Raw genomic sequence first — 21,987 nt, 5'->3', positions numbered from 1 at the left:
CCGTACACAGCGCGAACGGCACACCGCTTGCCGTGTTCTGATGCGCCGTCGTCATGACGGCTACGCCTCCATCCAACTGACCCCTCTTGAGGAACACATCATGCGAACCTTCATTCGAACCGCCACGCTGAGCAGCGTGCTGGTGCTGGCTGCTGCCGGTGCACACGCTCAGAGCCTGGACCGTACCCTGCCCGGCACCACACCGACCCCGGAGACCACCAATCGCAGCAGCACCACCCCGCCAGATACCGTTCCGGGCAACAACATGCCCGCCGACGATCGGGCTGCGGATCGGCGCAACGACCGCGACACGAAGACCCAACGCAAGAACAACACGAGACAACGCGGTGACGCACGCGAGGATGATGAAACCAATGGCACGTCTCGCCGTGGCACGGGTGACACTGGACCGTCAACGGGAACCGGAAGGGGCACCGGCACTACTGGCACTGGTGGAACCGGCAGCGGCACGGGAACCGCTCCCGCGGATGGCACCGGTGCTGGCAGCGGCACGACAGGGACCGGGACCGGGACCGGCGCTGGCTCTGCGCGCTGAACATCGCTCTGCCGGGCCAGCCTCCGTCTGTGCATGACAGAGGTGGCCCAACCAGAGTCCCGCCCCGAAGCTTCCATAGATGACAAGCAGGCCAGCCGGGGTGGCCTGCCGCTCGAAGCCCGGCGTCAGGCGCCGGGGAACGAGCCAGGTGTCTACCACCCACGCTCCCAGGGCCACCACGGCCGCGCGGGCCATGGAAGGTTGGGCTTGACCGGCGGGACAAGGGCAGATGCGTGTGTACACAGCGGCCCACCACAAGGAGCTCAGGTGGTGAATCGCGAAGCCGAGCAAAGTGTGCTGGCCCGACAACTGTCGCTGCCGCAACGCCTCTTGCCCATGTACCCAGTGGCTGGGGGCGTTGATCATTTGCCAGGGCGTGTGACGACTGCGTTGGCTGTGGACCATCAGTGCAAACAGCGACGCCAAACTCGCCGCAGTGCCAGCTGCCAATGCCACAGTGGCCAGGGAACGCGCGTTCTTCATCATTCGGGGGCTGGAGCAAACCGCATTCCGCCCTTAAGGCTGGATCCTTGACATGATCATCCTGGTGACTGGCGCAACTGGCCTGATCGGTTCCCGTCTGGTAGAGGCGTTGCTGGCGCAAGGCCATGAAGTGATTGGCGTGGCCCGGGAGTCGGCACGCCTGAAGGCATTGAGCATCCGCACGCGCACGGTCAGCGTGGACTTCCACGATGCAACCGAAGTGATGGATTGGTGGCCTTTGCTCTACGGTGTGGATGTCGTGATCAACACGGTGGGTCTGCGCCATGAGCGCCGGGCACATCACTTCCGTAATGTGCATGTCAGAGCGCCAAGAGCCTTGTTCAAGGCATGCGTGCTGGCCGGGGTGCGCCGCGTGATCCACCTGTCCTCCCTGGGGGCCGACCCGAGCTCGCATAGTGCGCTGTTAGCGAGCAAGGCCGCGGCGGAAGCCAACCTGCTGAAGCTGCCACTGGACGGCGTGGTCGTCCAGCCGTCGTTGGTGTTTGCCCTGGACGCCCCCATGATCCGATGGCTGATGGGGCTGGCCAGCTTGCCCCGGTTGCCTGTCCCCGCAGGCGGCAGGCAGACCTTGCAACCCATCCACCTGCAGGATCTGGTCGCCTGCCTGGTCAGGTTGGCCACCAGCGAGGCTTACGCCCGGCGCATCATTCGGCTGGCAGGCCCCCGTCCATGGCGCCTGCACGATGCCCTGGCCACGCTGCGACGGGCCATGCGCATGCGGCCAGTCGCGAGTCTGAGCGTGCCCACGTGGGTCGTGCGCACGACGGCCGCCCTGGGATCTCGGCTGCGTTGGCCTTTTAACCAGGACACCTGGCGCCTCATCGAGACCAGTCCGTCTACGGAAGGCAGCATCACACGCACCCTGCTGGGCCACCCCGCCAAGGACCTGGATCAGTTCATCGCCACCGGCGAAGCAGAGGGCGCGCGCTCGCTGTCCGCGTGGGTGTGGCAGCGCCCCCTGCTCCAGGCAGCCATGGCCGCATTCTGGCTCGGCCAGATGGTGGGGCTATGGCCTGCAGCCAGTGGCCTGCCCCGCACCCTGGCGGACTGGCTCGGTGGTGCGCTGGCCCTGGGGGCGGCGACCCTTGCCATCGGCAGCATGCGTCAGCGAAGACGTTGGTGGTGGACCCTTCAGGCGCTCGCGATCAGCATGTTGCTTGTCGCGGCATGGGCGGGATGGGCGCCTTCCGAAGGACTCCTGTCGTCACTGTGGGCAGCAGGCCCAGCGCTGGCCGTGCTCTGGATATTGGGCGACCGCGCGTCGGATTGAAGGCCCACACGGGAACAAGGTTTGCCGCGCGGGGGCACTACAACAACTGGAGCTCATCATGCAGAAAGCCACCCTGGTGTCATTGTGTATCGTCCTGCCCTTGCTGGCAGCGTGTGAGAACATGGGGGAGCGGGATCGCCGTGTGGCCACCGGCGCAGGTGCTGGCGCAGTCGCGGGCGCGGTGGTTGGCAAGGCCACGGGCGGCAAGGTGCTGCCAGGCGCGGTAATCGGCGGCGCCCTGGGCGCCGTCGCAGGCAATGTGTGGTCGCGTCACCTGGAAAAGCAGCAAGCCGAGCTGGAACAGAGCACGCGCGGCACAGGTGTGGAAGTGTCTCGTACCGAAGACAACCAGCTCAAGCTCAATGTGCCGGCCGACATTTCATTTGATGTGGGTCGGGCAGACATCAAACCCGAACTGCGACAAGTCCTCGATCAATTTGCGCAAGGCGTGCGCAACCAGCCGGGAATGCGCGTGCGCGTGATCGGCCACACTGACAACACCGGCAGCGACGCCATCAACGATCGGCTTTCCAGTGAACGCGCCGAGCGGGTCAGAACCTATCTGGTCGACCGGGGGGTGCCCGCCCAGCAAATCGAGACAGCAGGGCGTGGCGCCCGGGAGCCGGTGGCCAGCAACGCATCAGCCGATGGCCGGGCGCGCAATCGACGCGTCGAGATTTTCGTGCGTGACACGGGCCAGGCAGGATGAAGCAAGCCCGGCTGGGTCACATACCCAGCCGGGCTAAGCAATGTCCGGGGACCACATCGAATGCAGTCCCCCATGCCTTTACTGGTTGGCGCTACCCGACTGGCGGATCGAGATGTTGTTGCGCACCTTGGTCACGCCAGGCACCTTGGAGGCCACCTCGGCCGCACGTGCCTTCTCCTCCGCATTCGCAGCGAAGCCAGACAGTTGCACCTCACCCTTGAGCGTCTCGACGTTGATGCGCATGGCGCTCACGGTTGAATCTTCGGCGAAGCGTGCCTTCACGCGGGTGGTGATGGTCGTGTCATCGACATACTCGCCGACGGTGCTTTGGCCGCTGGTGACAGCGCAGGCGCTCAGGCTCATGGTGGCGGAAATGGCCACAGCGGTGGCAACGAGCAGGTTCTTCATCTTGCGTTCTCCTTTATGACGGTGAAACGAACCGCGACCGTGACTGAGGGCCACGACCGCGCCCGAACCCCGTGTGGCAAACGGCGGGCCCACGCTGTAACAAAGTTTGTGATCACCGGGATAGCCATGCTTCAGCCGGCGTTTGAAGTGGGGTCGGCCTCGCTGACCACCGGCCCGTGGGGCCCCGTCGCAGCGGCCAGCGCAGGCTCGGACAACGGCGCGGCGGCGCCAGCGGCTGTCTGCTCGCTGCTGGCTTCTGCGGCCACGGCACCAGCGCTGACCAGGGCGCCCTCCTGGAAGCCGCCCTCACGCCCTTGGCGCCATTGGGTGAACTCGCTTGAGAAGCGCTGAAACCGCTCCTGTCGCCATCGACGGTAGTCATCATCGAAGCGGCGCAACTGCTCTTCGCGCCAGCGCTGATAGTCCGAATCAAACCAGCTGTCATCGGTGGGGCTGCCGAACGCGCCTTCGTAGCGCGTCGGGTCGTCGGACAGATGACCGGGGTGCTGGCCGGGCTCGTTCATGTGGGCCATGCCGCGATTGCCACCGGTGTAGTAGTTGCCTTCCTCGCCAGGCTGACGGGTGGCATCAGCCGGATCGGTTTCCTTTCTTCCCTGTGAAGCCATGGTGTGTCCCTTTCCTGATGGGTTGGGCAGCAGGGGCTGCCTTGCCCTGGCAACGGGGCAAGGCCTGTTCCCAGCCCACCAGCCAGGCCACATCAAGAAGGCGCCTTGAGGAGCGCTTCGCATCCCGGCTGCTCGGCTCCTGGATCAATGAGGGGCAGCAGGGCTGCCAGCGGCGCCACCGCGCCCAGCGCCAAGGCGGACAACGCGCGCACGCCCATGGGGGCTGGGCGCAGGCGGACCTGGGGATCAGAGAGTGTCCCTGTCACGTCGATGGGGGTACGCAGCGAAATCAAGGTGAAGTGCCTGGGGGTGCTGGTCACGGTCAGCGCAAGCCGCTCATCGGCCAGCGACACCTGCCCCGACACCAGAATCGTGCTGCGCCCGGTATCCACCACCACGGGTTTGGGTGTCATCACCCCATTGCGCACATCAAAACGGGCCACACCACAACGCAACGGTGCTGGCTCGTCACCCTGAATGAGCAGACCCAAGGCCTCCAGTACATGCAGGCCGGCCACTTCCGTGACCAAGCGCGACAGCTGTCCCTTCTCCACCCAGGTCAGCACCTGGCCGTCCAGCGACGCCATGAGCTGGGCCACGGAGTTGCCCTGTCCGGCCAGATCACCACGGCCGGAGAGCATCCCTGAGATGTAGGAGGCATCAGCGCCCCGGGCTCGCGGATTGTCTGCCTGAAGCCAACGCTCCAGCCGGATGCCATGCCATTGCAGGCGTGCGTCCCAGCGCAAGGTTGGCTGGCGTCCGTCCAGCGCGATGCGCCCAGCCAGCGTGCCATCGGCCGTGCTGGCCCGCAGGTCGTTGAGCGTCAGCACCCCCTGACGCAGGCGCAGATCGGCATGCAGCGGCGCAAGCGGACGCTCAAACCATTGCCCCAGAGACACGCGCGCCAGACGGACGCGCACGTTGGCCTCCAATGCCCGCAGGGACGGCACGTCCAATTCCCGATCGGGCAGCATGCGCGCACCCGGGCGGCGCGTCTGGGTGCTGCCTGGCGCTGCCGCACCGAAGCTGGGCGCCAGATCCTTGAGCGCCAGCCGGGCGCCTGTGAGCTCCCCGCGCAAAACAGGCACGACCCCTGGCTGCTTGTCCACTTCAAACCATCCTCCTAGCTGACTCTCGCCCACATGCAGATGGCTATCGCGCAGGGCCCAATGGTCGCCCCGCTTCTGCAGGCGGCCTTGCAAGACGAAGGGTGCGGTGGTCGGCAACGTCACACCAATGGCCTCACCCAGTCGGGCCATCGACCGGCCCCGCACATCCACGCGTCCGTCCAGCCCGTCAAGTTGCAGCACATCTTCGCTGGTGCCGTCGAAAGACAGGCGCCCACCACCGAGCTGCGCGGTGACTGATACCGGCACCGCCACCTGCGGCTTCTGGCGATCCATGAGGGGCAGCACCCCGGCGGACGACAACCTGACCGTGAAAGGATGCCCCTGGTAGCGCCCCTGTCCCGACGCCTGCAAACCGGGGCCGCCGTGCTCGTCATCGCCTTCGTGTGTTCGTGCGCGAGCGTCAAGCTCCAGGGCCCAGATGGCATCGCGCCATTGCAACACGGCCTGGTTCACCACAAGCCGATCTACTCGCGGCAGGATCGAGCTGTCCGTCCCGGCCTGCGCTGGCAGCAACTGTCCGTCGGCCCGGGGGCTCCAGTTGGCACGGCCAGTGGCATCACGCCACAACGCCAGGTCCATCTGACGGGCGCCCACGTGGGCCAGCCGCATCTGCTGCCAAGGCTGGCCGCTGAGCACGGCCCAGGCCTCGCGCCAGGGCAATACCAGCCACAGGTCCGCCAGGCGCAGCATGGGATCGCCTGAGGCACCCATCCACGCAGGCTGCGCCACCGTCAGTCGATCGACTTTCAGGGAAATGGGCCCCCTCAACTGCAGCCTGAAGGTGCCGTCCATGACAACCGGACGACCCAGCCGCTCGCTGAGTGCCTGCGACAGTGGATCCCGCAGAAACGGCCAACCTCGGTGCTCGGCCACTGCTGCTGCCGCCAGCACGCACGTCAGCAACAGCAGCATCACCCAGCCAAGCTTGCGCGCAACCCGCCGCCACATGGGCAGACGGTCGTGTTCGTTCATACCGACACCTTGCAGGGAAGAGGCCCCTGCTCTGCAAACGGCATGCCGCCACTGCCGCCATGTGGCATGCCGCCTGCCCCGTACAGCGCGCCATCCATTTCCTACCGGAGACCAGCATGAAAGCGCTTGTGTACCACGGAGCCCACGATGTCCGCGTCGAGACAGTGTCCGACCCGGTCATCCAGGCCGCAGACGACATCATCCTGCGCGTCACGGCCACCGCCATCTGCGGGTCGGATCTGCACCTTTACCGCGGCAAGGTGCCGGGCATGAAGACTGGCGACATCCTGGGTCATGAGTTCATGGGGGTGGTGGAGGATGTCGGGCCCGCCGTCACCGCGCTCAAGCGGGGTGACCGGGTTGTCGTGCCCTTCACCATCTCTTGCGGCGACTGTTTCTTCTGTCGACGCACCTTGTTCGCATCCTGCGAGAACACGAATCCGGATCGCGGTACCCTGCTCAACGCCAAGGGGCTGCGTTCCGGGGCGGGCATGTTTGGCTACACCCACTTCTACGGCGGCTATGCCGGTGGGCAAGCAGAGTATGTCCGGGTGCCCAAGGCCAATGTCGGGCCGATCAAGGTGCCCGATGTACTCGATGACGAGCGCGTGCTTTTCCTGTCGGACATCTTGCCCACAGGCTACCAGGCGGTATGGCAGGCAGAAGTGGGCCCCGGCAGCAGTGTGGCCATCTTCGGTGCCGGTCCTGTTGGCTACATGGCCGCCGCATGTGCCCGGTTGTTGGGCGCGGAGCGCATTTTCATGGTCGATCATCATGCCTACCGGCTGGCGTTTGCACAGGACACATGGGACGTCATCCCCGTCAACTTCGACCTGATTGACGATCCGGCACAGTTCATCATCGAATCGACCGATTACCGTGGGGTGGACGCCAGCATCGATGCCGTCGGCTTCGAAGCCAAGGGCAGCACGGTCGAAACCGTGCTGACCAATCTGAAGCTCGAGGGATCCAGCGGGCATGCGCTGCGTCAGGCCATCGCCGCGACACGCCGGGGCGGCTGCCTGTCGGTGCCTGGGGTATATGCCGGCTTCATCCACGGCTTTCTGTTCGGCGATGCCTTCGAGAAAGGCCTGACGATGCGCATGGGGCAAACCCATGTCCAGCATTTCATGCCGGAGTTGCTGCGTCACATCGAGGCGGGTCGCCTGCATCCAGAGATCATCGTCTCGCACCGCATGGACTTGGAGGCGGCCGAGGAGGGCTATCGCCTCTTCGACCGCAAGCAGGACGATTGCCGCAAAGTCATCCTGCGGCCTGGTGCGCGATAAGCGTCACTCCCAGTAACCTCGGGCGCCCCAGTAGGCGTGCACCCGAGGTCTGAGGACTTCAAAGTCGGCCTCCGATGGCCACTGATCTTTGTCAAATCCTGGCGCATCGTCGAAGCGCGCCTTGTCTGCGTCGATGACAAAACACTTGCGGTCAGTGTCCAGCGTCATCGCTGACCAGGGCAGTGCAAACAGCCTGTCGCCAAGGCCAAGGAAGCCGCCGCTGGACATCACGGCATAGGCAATCCGCCCCGTCGGTACGTCCAGCATGATCTCACTGATCTTGCCCAGCGTATCGCCCGCCAGGTTGACCACGGGATCCCCCGTCAGCGTGGCCGCGGTCATCAGACGCGGCCCGGGCCCGCCCTCCACGGGGCCCAGCAGGGAAGAGCCTGTCAGGGTTTGAGTGATGCTCATGGTGTGCTCCGCAAATAGGATGAGGTCGGTCAGGGAAGTGGGGTCAGATAAGGGCTGTCCTGCTGGCTGGCCACGGCCTGGGCCGCCGCAGCGACCGGCGTCGGCATCACGGGCGGCTCATGAACAGGGCTGGGCACCTCCACAGGCGGCGGGTCATCGATCTCGGGCGGCAGGGGATCGGGTGTAGGCGATGGCATGGGCGGCGAGGCAGGCTCCGGCATGGGCGGAGTAGGCGGCACCACCTGCTCCTCAGCCATCGGATCGTTGGCTACCAGGCGCATGGGCGCTGTCCAAGGTGCGGCTGAGCTGATGGCCAGGCGGGTCATCCGATCCATGCAGGTCACACCGATTTGGAAACTTGAGAACATGATCTGGCCGGCCTTGTAGGCCAGATCCCACCACAGCGTCACGACCGATCCGGCGTCATGCCGCGGGGCCGCAAGATAAGGCGAAGAAGGCATGTCGATCTCCGAGGGTTGGTTGACATGCCCCTCACGAGGCAAGCCACGCGCCCAGGTGGGCCGACCCCGCCGGCACCCCTGGCACGCGTGCCCTGTCCCCCCGAGACTGAGGCGTTCTGGGCGGGTCGGCATGCAGTTTGCCCTGCGCAGCCATCAGACCACATGAGGAACATGGCATGTCCACCAACCCGAACACCGCCGGCGGCGACTTCGTGCAACGCACAGCTCAGGCCGCCCATGAAGCCATCGACCAGGTTGCCTCCTCCGCAGAAGGCGCTCTGGATCAACTCAACACCTCCGCTTCTCAAGCCGCTCAGACCCTGGAAGACAAGGCCCGTGAACTGGGCGATCTGGAGTATCAGTGGCTGGAGGCGCTGCGAGACTGCGTGCGCGACCACCCGCTGGCATCCGTGCTGACTGCCGTGGCCGTCGGGGTGGTGGTGTCGCGGCTCACTCAGCCCAGCCGTTGACGGCCCAGGCCCGCTTTCGCGGGCTCAGACCAACGCGGTATCGAGCATCATCATCAAGACGAAGCCCACCATCAGACCGGTGGTGGCCTGGACTTCATGCCCCTGGCGGTGGGTCTCGGGAATGATTTCGTGACTGATGACGAAGAGCATGGCGCCCGCCGCCACCGCCAGACCCCAGGGCAGCAGCATCGTCGACCACTCCATCATCCAGGCCGCGCCGAGGGCGCCAATGGGTTCAACCACACCAGAGGCCGCACCCAGCAGCACTGCCGGCAGCCGATGGATGCCCGCAGCCACCAGCGCCGTGGCAATTACCAGCCCTTCCGGGACGTCCTGAATGGCAATCCCAGTTGCCAACGCCGAGGCCTGTGCCGCATCGGTGCCGCCATAAGCCACCCCGATGGCCACGCCTTCGGGAAGATTGTGCAAAGTGATGGCCATCACGAACAGCCATAGACGCTGCTGGCGCGGCCGCGCTCCATTGCCCCCCCGGCCACGCGCAGGCTCGTCTTTGATGAAGTGCTGATGGGGCATGAGTCGCTCCATCAGCATCAACAACCCCGCACCGAGCAGCAACCCTGCCCCGACCAGACCGGCACGCATCCAGCCTTGGTGACCCAGGTCGGCCGCAGCATCCAGGGCAGGAACAATCAGCGAGAACACGCTGGCGGCGAGCATCACACCCGCCCCGAAGCCCATCAGCACATCCCGGGTGCGATCAGATGGTGGAGACGAGAACCAGACCGGCAAGGTGCCCAGCGCGGTGGCGGCAGCCGCCATCCAGCCCGCAGCCCAAGCCTGTGCCACAGCGGGCTCTCGTCCCATCAGGTCGTGCCAGATCGCGTGCGCCATGGCTGCCACGCCCCCCATCACGATGAGCAGGCCCACCGTGCGCCGCAGCGTATAGCGCAAGGCCGCCGCGGGGGAGGAGGAAGGCGCGGGCGCGCTCACAGCGACGACGGAGAGCCGCTCATGCCGTTGCCATGCCCGTTCGTGCGCCCGAGCAACACGCCTTCCTGTGCGCCCAGTTCCGCACCAGTGGTCGGATTGATGGTGGTGTCAGATGCGGTGCGTTCGCTGAGCTGCTCCAGCAGGCGCATCTCGTCCTGTGCCAGGCTTACCTCTGCCATGCCGCTGCCGCCGTCCACCGGGGCCAGGTCTTCGGGCCGCTCGACGTACTGGAAGTTCTCGTCGCTGTTCCAGGGCCCCCGCACATCGGCATCACCGTGAGAGGTGCTGAAATAGACCTTGGTGAAGCGCTCATCACCCTGCAGCTTGCCAGGGGGGAAGTTGGGCTGAATGGCGTAGAGCGCCTTCTCGAATGACATCTGGTGCGCGATCTCGCGGGTCATCAGAAAACGCAGCGCGTCCTTGACACCAGGATCGCTGGTGGCATTGATCAAGCGCTCATAGATGATCTTGGCCCGTGCCTCGGCAGCAATGTTGGAGCGCAGATCCGCGGTGGGGTCGCCGATGGTGTCGACGTAGGCGGCCGTCCAGGGCACGCCCGCCGAGTTGACCAGTGGCGTCCCCGCGCCGTACAGCAGCTGGGTGACGTGCGAGTCATTGCCCGCGCCAGCAATGCCCCGATAGACCTCGGCTTCCTCGTTGACCGACTCGGCCAAACGTCCCTTGGCTCCCTTGTTGAGCATCGCCACCATGGTGCCGATGACCTCGAGATGGCTGAGTTCTTCCGTGGCGATGTCCATCAGCATGTCCTTGCGACCTGCATCGTCCTCGGACAGCGCCTGGGTGAAGTAACGACAAGCTGCGGCCAGTTCGCCTTGGGGCCCCCCGAACTGCTCCAGCAGCAGGTTGGCCAGACCCGGGTTGGTTTCACTGACACGCACGGTGTACTGCAGACGCTTGTTGTGGGCAAACATGGGGGCTCCTCAAGGGCTGACGGCCGCTCAGCGGCCTGGGGTGGAGAACAGGATGGTCTGCTCAGAGCAAACCGGGCACCTGTTGAAAGGCGATGCCCGGCGCATCGCCGCAGGCAGGCACGTCAATTGCCGCCTCGGCGGCACGTCGCACTCCCCTCCGGTTCATGCTCAGCCCCCTCGCCCACGATGTGAACGCAACAGACGCGCCCCTGGCGCGCGCTGCCTTGCGCGCCCATTACAAGGCGGTGCGTTCACACACAGAGGCACTCATCGCATCATTGAGCGCGGAAGATCTGTGCATCCAGGCTGCACCCCAGACCAGTCCGGGCAAATGGCATCTGGCCCACACCACCTGGTTCTTTGAGACGGTGGTGCTGCGTGCCCTCGACCCCGATTACGTGGTGGTCGACGCACATTACGGCACCCTGTTCAATTCCTACTATCACAGCCTGGGCCCACGTCACCCGCGTCCACAGCGTGGTCTGCTGACCCGCCCGGACCTGCCCGCCGTGTTGCGCTACCGACAGGCCGTGGACCAAGCCATGGGCGCGTTGATGGACACGCACCCGTCCGCAAACTGGCAGCAACTGCTCTGGCTGGTGACGCTGGGGCTGGAGCACGAGGCACAGCATCAGGAGCTGCTGCAGACCGATCTGTTGTTTGCCTTGTCGCACAACCCGCTTGCACCATGTGCCTACCCTGCCCTGCCGACCTCACCGGCACCGCCTTGCGAGCCAGGGTGGGACGACGTACCGGGCGGGACGTACCACATCGGCCACAACGGAACAGGCTTTGCGTTTGACCATGAAGGACCTCGGCATGCCGTCGTCCTGGGTAACTGCGCCATCGCCCGATACCCCGTCACCAACGCAGCGTTCCAGGAGTTCATCGACGACGGCGCCTATTGCCGCCCCGAACTGTGGTCATCCGATGGATGGGACGCCATTGAGCAACAGCACTGGACCGGCCCACTCCACTGGCGCGATTCTGGATGGGCTTTCACGCTTCAGGGCCTGCAGCCGCTGGACCCACAGGCACCGGTGCAGCACGTGAGCTGGCATGAGGCCCAGGCCTATGCCCGCTGGGCTGGTGCCCGATTACCCACTGAAGCCGAGTGGGAAGCGTGGCAGCAGGTTCACGACATCCACCACGGCCATCAGGGCGTGGGCCAGGCGTGGGAATGGACCCAATCGGCCTACAGCCCCTACCCCGGCTACCGCCCCTGGGCAGGTGCGCTGGGCGAATACAACGGCAAGTTCATGGTGGGACAAATGGTGCTGCGGGGCGCCAGTCACGCCACGCCCTCCTGGACTTGGCGCCCGACTTACCGCAACTACTTTCCACCCGATGCCCGCTGGCAGTTCTCAGGCATCCGACTCGCACAAGACCGATGAGCGCAATTCCTCAATCCATCGCTTCCACACCTCGCGCAGGCGGGATGTCCTCCGGGTCGCTGTCGGCCTTTGCTCATGCCTTCACGATGGCACTCGACGGGCATCCTCGGCGCATCTCCCCCAAGTACCTCTACGATGCGGAGGGCTCGGCGTGGTTTGCGCGCATCTGCGAACTGCCAGAGTATTACCTCACCCGAACCGAGATCAGCATCCTGCGCGCCTTCGGCCGCGAGATTGCGCATTGCATCGGGCAGCATGCCGAGCTCATCGAGTTCGGCGCGGGGCCCAGCACCAAACTGCGGGTCTTGCTCGATCACCTGCAGACGCCCATGCGCTACTGCCCGGTCGACATCTCGGGTGAGCACCTCAAGTCCGAGGCGCGTCGCCTGAAAACGGACCATCCCTGGCTGCGGGTACAACCCATCGAGGCCGATTTCATGCGCCCGTTCAAGTGGCCCGCAGTGCGACGGGGAAGCGGCCCTCGAGGCCGCCGCGTGGGCATGCTGCTCGGCTCATCCTTGGGCAACTTCGAGCCGGATGAGGCCCGCGCCTTTTTGTGCAACGTGCACCAGATGATGCCGGGTGGGGCCATGCTGATCGGTGTCGATCTGGTCAAGGATCCCTCCGTGCTGCATGCGGCCTACAACGACGTGGCCGGGGTCACGGCCGCCTTCAATCTGAACCTGCTGGCCCGGGCCAATCGCGAACTCAACGCCACCTTCGATGTGGGGCGTTTTTTCCACCATGCCTGCTACCGCCCGGATGAGCGCTGCGTGGAGATGCACCTTGTCAGCCAGGCTCGACAGGTTGTACAGGTGTGCGGATACGACTTCCTGTTCGATGAAGGCGAGACCTTGCACACCGAAACCTCGCGCAAGTTCACGATCAGTGAACTGCAGCATCTGGCCAGCAGTTGCGGCTGGCATCCAGGCCCGGTCTGGACGGACGTGCAGGGCTGGTTTGCCCTGCAGTGGCTGGAGTCTCAAGAGAGCCGCCATCTGCTGCACGCCTGAGCGTCGCCCAGCTGCTGCAACGCCTCGTGGAGGACCTTCTCCGGTGCGATGTCGTAGGCGCAGCCATGCTCGTAAGGGCAGATGGGATGTTCGCATGGGCGACAAGGCCGGTGCGACCACAGCACACGATGACGAACCGGATCGGCAGGCGCCCAGCGCGCCACATCCGATCCGCTGCTGATGACCACACTCGGCGTCTGACGGGCGGCCGCCACATGGGACACCCCCGTGTCGTTGCACACCAGCAGGCGCGCACCATCGATGAGTGCACCCAAGGTCCAGAGGTTGGTGCAGCCTGCCAGGTTGATGGCTTGCGGCACCTGCGCTTGCACAGCAGCGGCGAGATCATGCTCACCCTCAGTGCCCGTGATCACGATCTGGTGGCCTCGCTGCGCCAGTTCGCGAGCCACTTCTGCAAAGGCCTGCACAGGCCATCGCCGTGACGGCCATTTTGCGCCGGGATGCACGCATATCCAGCCCGTCGTGTGACCCGGCCTCAGCCCATGCGCTTGCAACAGCGCCAGCGCAGCGCGCCTGTCCGCATCCTCTACGGGGTGAAAGAGGCGTACATGGGGCACGGCGTGAGCCGGTAGCCCCAAAGCCCTCACAAGTTGCAGCAAGCGCCCGACCTCCGTGCCGCGTTTGGGCCATGTTTGCCCGATCACATTGGGTGGCACAGGCTGTCCCGGCTCATGAAAGGCCAGCACTTGGCGCGCGCCCCACTGGGCCACCACGCCATTGCTGAGGCGCCCACTGCCATGCAACTGAACCGCAAGATCCAGCTGGCGCTGCTGCATGGTATGCACAAAGCTGTCCCACGATGCTGGATCGGCCACACTCATCTGCTCGCTTGTGAGTGGATGGGCTGGCATGGCCACACAGTCGTCCACGAAAGGCATGCGCTTGGCCCACTCTGACATCCATGGCTGCCCCACCAGCGTCAGATGAGCCCGCGGAAAGCGGGCACGCAACGCGCGCAACGCCGGCGTGGCGCACAGCAGGTCCCCGAGGCTGAGCGCGCGCAGCACAGCCAATCGGCGCACGGGGCCGAGGCGACGGTCGATGGCCATGCGGCGGGATCCTTGTAGGCGGGTCTGACGTGGTGCGCCCGTTGACATGGCCTGTTGCGTCATGGGCCCGGCAGGGCAATCGCTGTACCAGGGCCAGTGATGCGGGTCTGCTGTTTGCCGCGAAAGCGGCACCGCCCTTCACGGAGAGATCTCCCATGCCGCCCTCCCCTCCTTCCACCAATCCGGAACTGGACGACATCCTGCGTGACCTGGTCGCCGGCCGAGGCCGTGAACGCGTCAACGACGGGAATGTGAAAGCCTTGATCGATCTGGCCGAGCAGCGCGGCCACCCTTTGGTGGCCCAACTGCTGCGCGAGTGGTCGGCCCCTTGCGGCTGAGTGGCCCTACTCGGGCTTGAGCAGCTCGGCCAGGTGCAGACGCAACAAGGGAGACGAGACATCTCCCGCGCGGATGCGCCGTTGCGCAGCAGGGGTCAGCACGCGTTTGTCGCGCATCAGCGTCTCCAGCCGTCCAAGCAGCTCGGCCCGCTGCGCCTCGCTGAGTCCCGCCAGCGGATCAGTGCGCTCCACGCGGTCGACCGGCATCATGCCGGACCCGGTGGTCGGCTCGGCAGCCATGACCGCGATGTCCGCCGCCATGCCCGGGTCGAACTGGGGCGGGTGATCCCCTTCGGCCAGCACCTCCATCTGCGCCACCTTGACCGGTGTCAGCATGCTCTTGAGGTAGGAGAGCTGGTTCACCACAGGCACGAGGTGGCGCTGCGCCATCCGATGGTGAAGTTGATCCAGCGCCGTGCACACGGCATCGGTGCTGTGGGCCTGCAACAATGCGGTCACGGCCCGTTCAGACACATCCAGCCCGGCCAGCCGGCGGACAACTCGGCCATCGAGCGGCCCCTGGGGCGAGGATGTTCCTCCACCGACTGCCTTCTGGCGCACACGGAACTGCACGGCCACCACAGCCTTGCCTTCCTTGTGTTCGATGAGCTCCAGATCCAGATCGGTCTTGTCATTGATCTCTTCGATGGCGCGCACGACGTTCTCGGCCTTGAACTTGCGCCACTCACGCGAACGTCGAACCGGCGACAGCGCATGCACCCACCACACCGGCGTCTCGCGATGCGTCAGCTGACCGGGGTTGTTGCGATACAGACAGGCCAGGTCATACAGCGCCACCGCCGCATAGCTTTCGAGCCCCACCAGCATGCGCAGATCCTGCATGGACCATCGCCGCGGCTCGGCCAGCTCCCGCACCAGCGTCACGGGCAGCTGGTAGTGGATGAACCCTTCCGAGTAGGCGGTCTCGCCAATCAAAGGCCCCTCACCTGCGATGAACTGCTGCGTCTGTTCATCGAATGTTTCGTACTCAAACGTGATGCGCTGAAGCGCCTTCAAGCGCGTTTTCATCGTGGTCCGCGAGTTCGCACTGATGCCAGCGGCCTCCAGCGTGTCCAGCCACGGCGCCAGGAAGAACTCCGTGGACAGCGGGGGCGCACCTTTGTTGCGTATGGTCCGTTGGGCTTCGAACAGCAGACACGCATACAGCTTGCGCAAGTCAGCCGTCCAGCCCTTGTCCTTGGGCGCGAACACCGACAGCGCGCGCGGCCGCTGAAACAGCGGCTTGGATGAAGAGCGGGGCGCCAGATCGGTGGTCATGAAGCGTGATGCTACCCCATCTGTCCGATGGCATCCAGCTTTCTGGACATTTCTACCGATGCTGGAACGGTTTGCTTTGTCCAGAAACAGATAACCCTTTGGACAGAATCGGTGCAAAACTGGACAGTTGAGTGTGCCGACCGTGTGACGGTGCAAAGCTGGACAGTTGCATTCGGAGGCATAGCGGAGCCATCGATCATGAAACGATCAGGCGGCCTGCCCGCTGTGGATAAGTCGCGGTGCAAATCTGGACAGATGGTGCAAGAGCGGACAAAGCGGGTGCGGGATTGGACGATGCGTGTGCAAATCTGGACAGTTGCGGTGTGAGCCTGGACAGATGGAGCGCGTTAAGTGCTTGATAAAATTAGACATTTACGTCTTTTCCACAAGCCCTAAATCTTCTGTATTTGATCAGTAGTCTTTTAGAATCCCTTGGTGTTTTGAGCATCAGCCTCTCCAAGACAGGGTGCAGATCTGGACAGACGGGGGCAGGGGTGCAAAGCACGAGCGCCAAACGCCAATGTCGACATTGACTGTAGTTTTTTCAAACTTCGGTCGTTTCTACAAAAATTGCCCCATTGCCGGGAAAACGTCAAGTCGATACCATACGCGGCGGTATTCACCCCGTTGTGTGGTCATCAGCATGAACTTGACACCCCATGGCCCAGCCGGCCTGGCCGAGATCGAACAGATCTCGCAACGCGCCGAACTGGCGCTGGAAAAGATCCGCGGCACGCTGCTCTCTCCAGACGCAGTCAAGAAGGCCCCGGTATGGAACGCATCTCAGCTCGGGCATTTTGTCGGGATGGACCGGGCCAAGGTGTCTTACCACGCCAAAAAGGGCCAGGTTCCTGAAGGAACGCTACCGGAGGGCTCCAGCCGCAAGATCTGGTCCACCGCCGAATTGCAGCAGTGGACGCGCAAGTTTCGCAGCGAGAACCTGCGTCCTTCCGACCAGCCCGCGGTGACTGTGGCCGTGGCCAACTTCAAGGGCGGCGTGTCTAAGACGACCACCGCGGCTCATCTGGCGCAAGGGCTGAGCCTGCGGGGCCACAAGGTATTGTTGGTCGACGTGGATCCGCAGGCATCCCTAACCACGCTGTGTGGCCTGTTGCCGGGGGTGGAGATCGATGAGGAGCACACGCTGTCGCCGCTGTTCTCTGGCGAGCAGTCGGATGCCAGCTACGCCGTACGCCCGACGTACTGGCCAGATTTGGACTTGATCCCGGCGATGACCCGGCTGTATGCCGCCGAGTTCAAGTTGCCGGCTCGGCAGAAGGACGACCCCTCTTTCGAGTTCTGGCGTGCGCTGGATTTGGGCCTGGATCCACTGCGCGATGTGTACGACGTCATCGTCATCGACAGCTCGCCCAGCCTGTCTTACATGACCATCAATGCCCTGATGGCCGCCGACGGGTTGGTCATCCCGGTGCAGGCCAGCAACCTGGATTTCGCGTCGCTCAGCCAGTTCTGGTCGCTCTATCTGGACATTGCACGCAGCCTCAGCGACCTGCGTGGCGACGAGAAGCGCTTCGAGTTCGTGGACATCGTGCTGTCCCGGGTCAAGCCGAAGAACGCCACTGCCGGGGCCGCCGTGCGCAGTTGGATCCGCGATGTGTATGCCGGGCGTGTGCTGAGCACGGAGGTGCCGGAATCCGAGACGGTGACCAATGCTGGCTTGGGCTTTGGCACGATCTATGACCTGCCCAAGAGCCAGGTGGATGCGGACACCTATGCGCGCGCTTTTGACGCGTATGAGGCCTTTGTCGACGAGGTTGAGTCCGAGATCGTCGGCGTGTGGAACAACTGGAGAGCCGCATGAACAAGCGGGTGAGAACCACTGATCTGGCCGCGGCGCTCGATCTGAGCAATCTGGGCAGCCCGGCTGCACCGCGCCCTGCCCCACCCCGTCCCCGCACGAGCGTGGGTGACATGCTGAGCGAGCGCAAGAGCACGCTGGAGGCCGAGAACGCGGAGCTCAAGAAGCGCGTGCAGGCCTGGGCGGGCGCCAAACCCGTCCTCGAACTGGATCCGGCAGCCGTGGTCCCCTCGCGTTTTGCCAATCGGATCGACTTTGAGGGCATCGACTTCGCGCGCTTCAAGGAGGAGGTGCGCGCGGCAGGTGGAAACGTGCAGCCCATCAAGGTCGTGCCGTTTCCCGCACAGCCAGGGCGTTACCAGATCGTGTACGGGCACCGACGTCACCGGGCCTGCGCCGAGCTGGGGCTCAAGGTGCGCGCCATCGTCGACGAGGGCCTGGACGAACAGCGCCAGTTCGTCGAGATGGAACGCGAGAACCGGGAGCGCAAGTCGCTTTCGGCGTATGAGCAGGGCGTTTGGTACCTGCGGGCGATGACACCGCGAAACCAGCTGACCGAAGGATCGGATCTTGAGGGGTGGGGGCTCTTCGATGGGTTGCGGGCGCTGGCCGACGCGATTGGCCAGGACCCGGGCAACGTCTCCAAAGCTTGCCGGATTGCGCGTTTGCCGGCGGTGGTGCTGGACGCGTTTCCTCGGCGGACCGATATCCAATTCAACTGGTCGACCAAGTTGGCCCGGGCATTCGAGCGTGATGCAGCCGGTGTCATCGAGCGGGCGCGTCGCATTGCAGCGCAGCGCGCCGCCGGTCGAGGCATGGATGCCAAGCAGACCTTTTCTGAACTGACGTTTGAGTCGTCTGCACAGGCGGAGGAGCTCAAGCCCAGCCAGGTTCAGATTTCTTTGCCGAACGGGCTTGGGTTGGCCACGGTCATCACTTCGAAGGAGGGCGCGACCTCGGTGCTGTTCTCTCGTGAGCTCACGGCGCAGCAGCGCGACCAACTGGTGGAGGCGCTGGCCCACGCTTTTCGTTGAGTTGTTGTACGGTACAACGGCGTCATGACAGTAGGGCGCTGTGGGATGCAATCGTAAGGGGTGTTGTACCGTACAACACCCCTTTCTTGTTGTACGGTACAACAGTCAATCACGCCGCTTGCTGCGGCCCCTCAGCGCTCGAATCATGCGGTCACGCTCCGTCGTGGTGTAAATCGTGGTGGTGGCCAGCGAGGCGTGCCCCAGCGCCTGCTGGATGATTTCCACGGGCACTGCATCCGCTGCTGCCTGTCGGCCAAAGGTGTGGCGCAACCAATGGGTGGAGCCGCGACGCAGTCGATCAGGATCCAGTCCGGCGCTTGCGCAGTGCAACGCGGCGCGCTGGAAGAAGCGTTTCAAGCAGGTGTAAATGCCGGCCGGCCCTAAGCGCCCTTGTTGGGGCGGGGCGTCCAACTCGATGCCATCGTCGGTGGCCACCCAGCGGGGCGGGCGGGCGAGCGCGCGGATGAGGGCAGGGGAGGGCGGTGCTCCCATGGCGTCGAAAGCAGCGTGATGGGCGTGGATCAACGCCACCACGTGGTCGGGCATCGGGACCTCTCGCTGCTTGCGGCGCTTGCCGGTCACGACCAGCAGCCACGCGTCCGCCTCACCTTGTACTTCCACCCGATGCAGGTCTGCCAGGTTGGCCTTCGCCAGCTCATCAACACGCAGCCCCATGGCCACGAGCAGCTCCAGCAGCAGCTGCACCCGTTGCTGACGAGGGGAGGGTGCCTCGGACTCCGCACAGGCCATCAGAAAATCCCATTCACGTGCGGTGAATGACCTGTCCACATTGATGCGCGCTGCAGGCAGGTTGAAGCCTGTCATCACGGCGCGCATCGGGTTGGCAGCCAAGTAGCCTGCATCGCGCAGCCCCTCGAACATGGCCTGCACGATGACCAGCGCGAGTCGCTGGCTACCCGGTTCCAACTGCGTGCGAAACGGTCGCCAGCCGTCGTGACCCGGAGGCAGGCGCCGCGAGTTCAACCAGGGTGCCGGGATGTGCTGCAGAAAATCGCGGTAGGCCTGGCAGTCATTGGCATCGATCGACGACAGTGGCTTGCGCTGTTCATGAAGGCACCACAGCAAGAAGCGCTCGACCTCTTTGCGATAGGACCGCAGCGTGTGCGGGCGCTCGCGGTACTTGTTCAGCCACGCGCGCACCGCACCAAGGTCGTCATGCGCCCCGAGCGTGTTGGGCATCCGTGTGCGGAAGACGCCGTGGGCGCCGCTGAGGGAGGAGGGCACCAACAGCACGTCCAACGGCACGATACCGAAACGTGGCGCGTCTTCGATCATGCGCAGTGCGGCAGTTTGCGCGGCGTGCAGTCGCTGCGGTGGCGTGCGGGCCGTCTCGACAATCGCTGAGCCCAGTGCGTCCTCTAGGCTGTCGAGCCATGCAACGATGCGGCCCGCCCGCACCTCGCCCAACCGGGGAACCCGACGAAACCATCGGTAGCCGTCCAGGTTGATCAGGTCAATCAGGTTGGCCACGCTGATCACCCCCACACCCCGTAGCTTGGCCGCCAGACCTTCATCCAGCCAGCGGCTCACAGGGTCGGCAGGGGAGGGCGGTGTGGCCAAAAGGGCCCCCACCTGGTTCAAGGCTTGGACATGGGCGCTGCTGGAATCGGTCTCTGGCGTGGCGTAGTGCTCTTGGTAAAGCTCCAGCAGCTCCGCCTCGCTGTACATGTCGGGATCCAGCCCTTGAAGCTGAATGAACTCATCCAGCGAAGGCTGCACCTTGGCCGGCACCACGACCGGCTCCTTGCTCAAGACATTCAGGGCCCGTGAGATCTGACGCTCAGGCGGTAGCGTGAGGTTCAGCTGATGGCCCAGCCGCAACACGGTTGCCAACAGTTGCCGGCGGGTGTGCTCGATGTGACGCAGATCGGAGGACGCTTGTGCGAAGGCCATGTAGCGCTCCCATGCCCATTTCACGTCCAGCCCCTGCAGCCAGCTGCGCAAAAAGGCGAGGTGATGCAGGCCGAGCACGCCATCGCCAGTCTGAAGGACGCGGCTGCCTGCGCCGACTGGACGTCCTCTTCGGCGTGTGAGGGAAACCGGGTTGTCGGCCACTGCCATGGTCTACAAATCGCGCATTTGGTGAATTAATTTTGCGTATTGATTATTGCAGTAATCATGTTTGTCAGGCACCAAAAAATAGGGCGACACATCATGTGCCGCCCCGTGAGGTGGGCTGATTCGCAAACGACCATGGAAGGACGGCATGCGCCCTCACAGATCGGCTGAGCTTCTTACGGCGACTTGCGGTTCAGCAGGTCCTTCACGTCCTCGCGAGCGTCCCCCGCCTCCGCCTGCGCCTTGCCGATGTTCTTGTCGACCTTGCCTTCCAGCTCCATCGACTTGTCATCCAGCAGGTCACCGGTTTCTTCCTTTACCTTGCCCACGGCTTGGTCAACGCGGCCTTTCACTTGGTCTCGGTTCATCGCTAGCTCCTTCTTCACGTGCTGCCGGGGACTTTCCCGGCTCTTCGCTCAGTTGCAATCCATGTTCCCCCTCACGCCCGCGTCAGGTTGCCTTTACCGACAACCAGTGCGAGTGGGGGGCATCACCAGTGTGTTGATTGCCGCAATTCGTGCTGCATTCGCGGTGCACGACGGGTTGTGGGGCCTGCAACAGCAGGTTCAACGGCAGATGCAGCAACAGCGGGGTCAACTGGACAAGCTCAATGCAGAACTTGCGACGACGGATGGCAAGGTCGAGCTGATGACGGTGAGCTGGCGGGCGGCCATGAACCGCTCGGCTCATGGTTGAGCGGGCACTCAGTTCGCGGGAGGGTTGCCGGGTGCCGAACGGTCATCGGGCGTCTCGTCCCCACCGGCAGCCGATGCCTTGCGCTGAGCTTTCTCCACCTTCTTCTGCTTCTTTTGCAGTTCGCGCTGGCGCTTTTCAAACTGGTAATTGGGCTTGACCATAGGGCGTGCCTTCAGTGGAGGACACCCACCTTAACACCGCCCTGCAACAACTGCCAGTGTTCCGTGCGGCGTCGGTTCAAAGCTGGCCCGCCTCTGGCGAGGCAACGGCCTCCTGAGCATCAGCGTGCATCATCTTCAGGCACCGGCCCATTAAGTCAGCGAACAGAGCTGATCGCGTGCAGGCATCGAATGGTCGGCAGCTGAATGATCGTTTTTGCGGCAGGGGGTCCGGGCCACAGAGATGGCGCGCCTGCGAAGGCTTTCAGTTGGCGCTTACTCGCCTGCTGTAGCTGTCAACGTCGGTTTAAAACTGACCCACTTTCCGATGTTGTCGTCGGAGTAAAAGTGACCCACCTGGGCGCTCATCACATCAGTTGTTCCTGGCCTTGATCTGGCCCGCTTTGCGCTTGTCC

23 protein-coding genes are annotated in these 21,987 nt (G+C 64.3%); 11 read left to right on the top strand and 12 right to left on the bottom strand.

All coding sequences use genetic code 11. The features are described from left to right. The first annotated feature begins 100 nt into the window (after positions 1 to 100). From GTZ97_RS15695 to GTZ97_RS15685, 3 genes are all read left to right on the top strand, one after another. Positions 101 to 556 (top strand): hypothetical protein, encoded by a 456-nt coding sequence (locus tag GTZ97_RS15695; protein ID WP_161651787.1) that lies wholly within the window; start codon positions 101 to 103, stop codon positions 554 to 556. A gap of 535 nt (positions 557 to 1,091) precedes the next feature. After that, a complete protein-coding gene (locus GTZ97_RS15690; RefSeq protein ID WP_161651785.1) occupies positions 1,092 to 2,330 on the top strand; it encodes an NAD-dependent epimerase/dehydratase family protein in 1,239 nt (412 codons plus the stop codon). A gap of 58 nt (positions 2,331 to 2,388) precedes the next feature. Next, complete coding sequence (locus GTZ97_RS15685) at positions 2,389 to 3,039, top strand: YiaD family glycine zipper/OmpA-like lipoprotein (protein ID WP_161651783.1); 651 nt, start codon at positions 2,389 to 2,391, stop codon at positions 3,037 to 3,039. 78 nt (positions 3,040 to 3,117) lie between these two features. On the opposite strand, the gene GTZ97_RS15680 is transcribed toward GTZ97_RS15685, so the two are convergent. The 3 genes from GTZ97_RS15680 to GTZ97_RS15670 form a co-directional block, all read right to left on the bottom strand. Beyond that, positions 3,118 to 3,447 carry a BON domain-containing protein gene (locus GTZ97_RS15680; protein ID WP_161651781.1) on the bottom strand — a complete coding sequence of 110 codons (330 nt, stop codon included), beginning with the start codon at positions 3,445 to 3,447 and terminating at the stop codon, positions 3,118 to 3,120. 131 nt (positions 3,448 to 3,578) lie between these two features. Continuing rightward, complete coding sequence (locus tag GTZ97_RS15675; RefSeq protein WP_161651779.1) at positions 3,579 to 4,073, bottom strand: hypothetical protein; 495 nt, start codon at positions 4,071 to 4,073, stop codon at positions 3,579 to 3,581. 92 nt (positions 4,074 to 4,165) lie between these two features. Then, positions 4,166 to 6,175 (bottom strand): AsmA family protein, encoded by a 2,010-nt coding sequence (locus GTZ97_RS15670; RefSeq protein ID WP_161651777.1) that lies wholly within the window; start codon positions 6,173 to 6,175, stop codon positions 4,166 to 4,168. Positions 6,176 to 6,291: 116 nt separating this feature from the next. Here GTZ97_RS15670 and GTZ97_RS15665 point away from each other — a divergent pair, with 116 nt between their 5' ends. Then, positions 6,292 to 7,464, top strand: coding sequence for a zinc-dependent alcohol dehydrogenase (locus GTZ97_RS15665; RefSeq protein WP_161651775.1), 1,173 nt, complete (start codon positions 6,292 to 6,294; stop codon positions 7,462 to 7,464). 3 nt (positions 7,465 to 7,467) lie between these two features. On the opposite strand, the gene GTZ97_RS15660 is transcribed toward GTZ97_RS15665, so the two are convergent. Together GTZ97_RS15660 and GTZ97_RS15655 are read right to left on the bottom strand one after the other, a co-directional pair. Then, positions 7,468 to 7,878 carry a PRC-barrel domain-containing protein gene (locus GTZ97_RS15660; RefSeq protein WP_161651773.1) on the bottom strand — a complete coding sequence of 137 codons (411 nt, stop codon included), beginning with the start codon at positions 7,876 to 7,878 and terminating at the stop codon, positions 7,468 to 7,470. Between the two features lie 29 nt (positions 7,879 to 7,907). Continuing rightward, positions 7,908 to 8,339, bottom strand: coding sequence for a hypothetical protein (locus tag GTZ97_RS15655; RefSeq protein ID WP_161651771.1), 432 nt, complete (start codon positions 8,337 to 8,339; stop codon positions 7,908 to 7,910). A gap of 176 nt (positions 8,340 to 8,515) precedes the next feature. Between GTZ97_RS15655 and GTZ97_RS15650 the strand changes: the two genes are divergently transcribed. Then, positions 8,516 to 8,809, top strand: a complete 294-nt coding sequence (locus GTZ97_RS15650; protein ID WP_161651769.1) for a hypothetical protein — start codon at positions 8,516 to 8,518, stop codon at positions 8,807 to 8,809. Positions 8,810 to 8,833: 24 nt separating this feature from the next. Here the strand turns inward: GTZ97_RS15650 and GTZ97_RS15645 are convergent, their stop codons facing one another. Both GTZ97_RS15645 and GTZ97_RS15640 read right to left on the bottom strand, forming a co-directional pair. Further along, on the bottom strand, positions 8,834 to 9,679 hold the full coding sequence (locus tag GTZ97_RS15645; RefSeq protein WP_161651942.1) for a ZIP family metal transporter: 846 nt from the start codon (positions 9,677 to 9,679) through the stop codon (positions 8,834 to 8,836). Between the two features lie 77 nt (positions 9,680 to 9,756). Beyond that, the gene (locus tag GTZ97_RS15640) at positions 9,757 to 10,692 is read right to left on the bottom strand and encodes a manganese catalase family protein (protein WP_161651767.1); all 936 of its coding nucleotides are present in this window, start codon (positions 10,690 to 10,692) and stop codon (positions 9,757 to 9,759) included. Between the two features lie 164 nt (positions 10,693 to 10,856). Here GTZ97_RS15640 and egtB point away from each other — a divergent pair, with 164 nt between their 5' ends. Both egtB and egtD read left to right on the top strand, forming a co-directional pair. Then, positions 10,857 to 12,086 (top strand): ergothioneine biosynthesis protein EgtB, encoded by a 1,230-nt coding sequence (egtB, locus tag GTZ97_RS15635; protein WP_161651765.1) that lies wholly within the window; start codon positions 10,857 to 10,859, stop codon positions 12,084 to 12,086. 44 nt (positions 12,087 to 12,130) lie between these two features. Continuing rightward, a complete protein-coding gene (egtD, locus tag GTZ97_RS15630) occupies positions 12,131 to 13,099 on the top strand; it encodes an L-histidine N(alpha)-methyltransferase (protein ID WP_236651262.1) in 969 nt (322 codons plus the stop codon). Here the strand turns inward: egtD and GTZ97_RS15625 are convergent. Further along, a complete protein-coding gene (locus GTZ97_RS15625; RefSeq protein ID WP_161651761.1) occupies positions 13,069 to 14,169 on the bottom strand; it encodes a glycosyltransferase family 9 protein in 1,101 nt (366 codons plus the stop codon). The genes egtD and GTZ97_RS15625 overlap by 31 nt on opposite strands. Before the next feature lie 155 nt (positions 14,170 to 14,324). Between GTZ97_RS15625 and GTZ97_RS15620 the strand changes: the two genes are divergently transcribed. After that, entirely contained in the window at positions 14,325 to 14,507 is a 183-nt protein-coding gene (locus tag GTZ97_RS15620) for a hypothetical protein (RefSeq protein ID WP_161651759.1), read from the top strand. Between the two features lie 6 nt (positions 14,508 to 14,513). Here GTZ97_RS15620 and GTZ97_RS15615 read toward each other — a convergent pair whose 3' ends face one another. Next, positions 14,514 to 15,785, bottom strand: a complete 1,272-nt coding sequence (locus GTZ97_RS15615; RefSeq protein ID WP_161651757.1) for a replication initiation protein — start codon at positions 15,783 to 15,785, stop codon at positions 14,514 to 14,516. Positions 15,786 to 16,428: 643 nt separating this feature from the next. Here GTZ97_RS15615 and GTZ97_RS15610 point away from each other — a divergent pair. Both GTZ97_RS15610 and GTZ97_RS15605 read left to right on the top strand, forming a co-directional pair. Continuing rightward, positions 16,429 to 17,607, top strand: coding sequence for a ParA family protein (locus tag GTZ97_RS15610; protein ID WP_161651755.1), 1,179 nt, complete (start codon positions 16,429 to 16,431; stop codon positions 17,605 to 17,607). After that, positions 17,604 to 18,638 (top strand): ParB/RepB/Spo0J family partition protein, encoded by a 1,035-nt coding sequence (locus GTZ97_RS15605; RefSeq protein WP_161651753.1) that lies wholly within the window; start codon positions 17,604 to 17,606, stop codon positions 18,636 to 18,638. Before GTZ97_RS15610 ends, GTZ97_RS15605 begins: the two co-directional genes overlap by 4 nt. A 105-nt stretch (positions 18,639 to 18,743) precedes the next feature. Here GTZ97_RS15605 and GTZ97_RS15600 read toward each other — a convergent pair whose 3' ends face one another. Then, complete coding sequence (locus tag GTZ97_RS15600; protein ID WP_161651751.1) at positions 18,744 to 20,720, bottom strand: site-specific integrase; 1,977 nt, start codon at positions 20,718 to 20,720, stop codon at positions 18,744 to 18,746. 173 nt (positions 20,721 to 20,893) lie between these two features. Next, positions 20,894 to 21,085 carry a CsbD family protein gene (locus GTZ97_RS15595; protein ID WP_161651749.1) on the bottom strand — a complete coding sequence of 64 codons (192 nt, stop codon included), beginning with the start codon at positions 21,083 to 21,085 and terminating at the stop codon, positions 20,894 to 20,896. A gap of 130 nt (positions 21,086 to 21,215) precedes the next feature. On the opposite strand from GTZ97_RS15595, the gene GTZ97_RS15590 reads away from it, so the two are divergent. After that, on the top strand, positions 21,216 to 21,413 hold the full coding sequence (locus GTZ97_RS15590) for a hypothetical protein (protein ID WP_161651747.1): 198 nt from the start codon (positions 21,216 to 21,218) through the stop codon (positions 21,411 to 21,413). An 8-nt stretch (positions 21,414 to 21,421) separates the two neighbouring features. Here the strand turns inward: GTZ97_RS15590 and GTZ97_RS16500 are convergent, their stop codons facing one another. Further along, positions 21,422 to 21,574: a hypothetical protein gene (locus GTZ97_RS16500; RefSeq protein ID WP_201748316.1), complete on the bottom strand. Its 153-nt coding sequence runs from the start codon at positions 21,572 to 21,574 to the stop codon at positions 21,422 to 21,424. Positions 21,575 to 21,987: the final 413 nt, after the last annotated feature.

Source organism: Aquabacterium fontiphilum, from assembly GCF_009909205.1.
Lineage (GTDB): Bacteria > Pseudomonadota > Gammaproteobacteria > Burkholderiales > Burkholderiaceae_C > Aquabacterium > Aquabacterium fontiphilum.
This window is presented reverse-complemented; position numbering and strand designations above follow the sequence as displayed.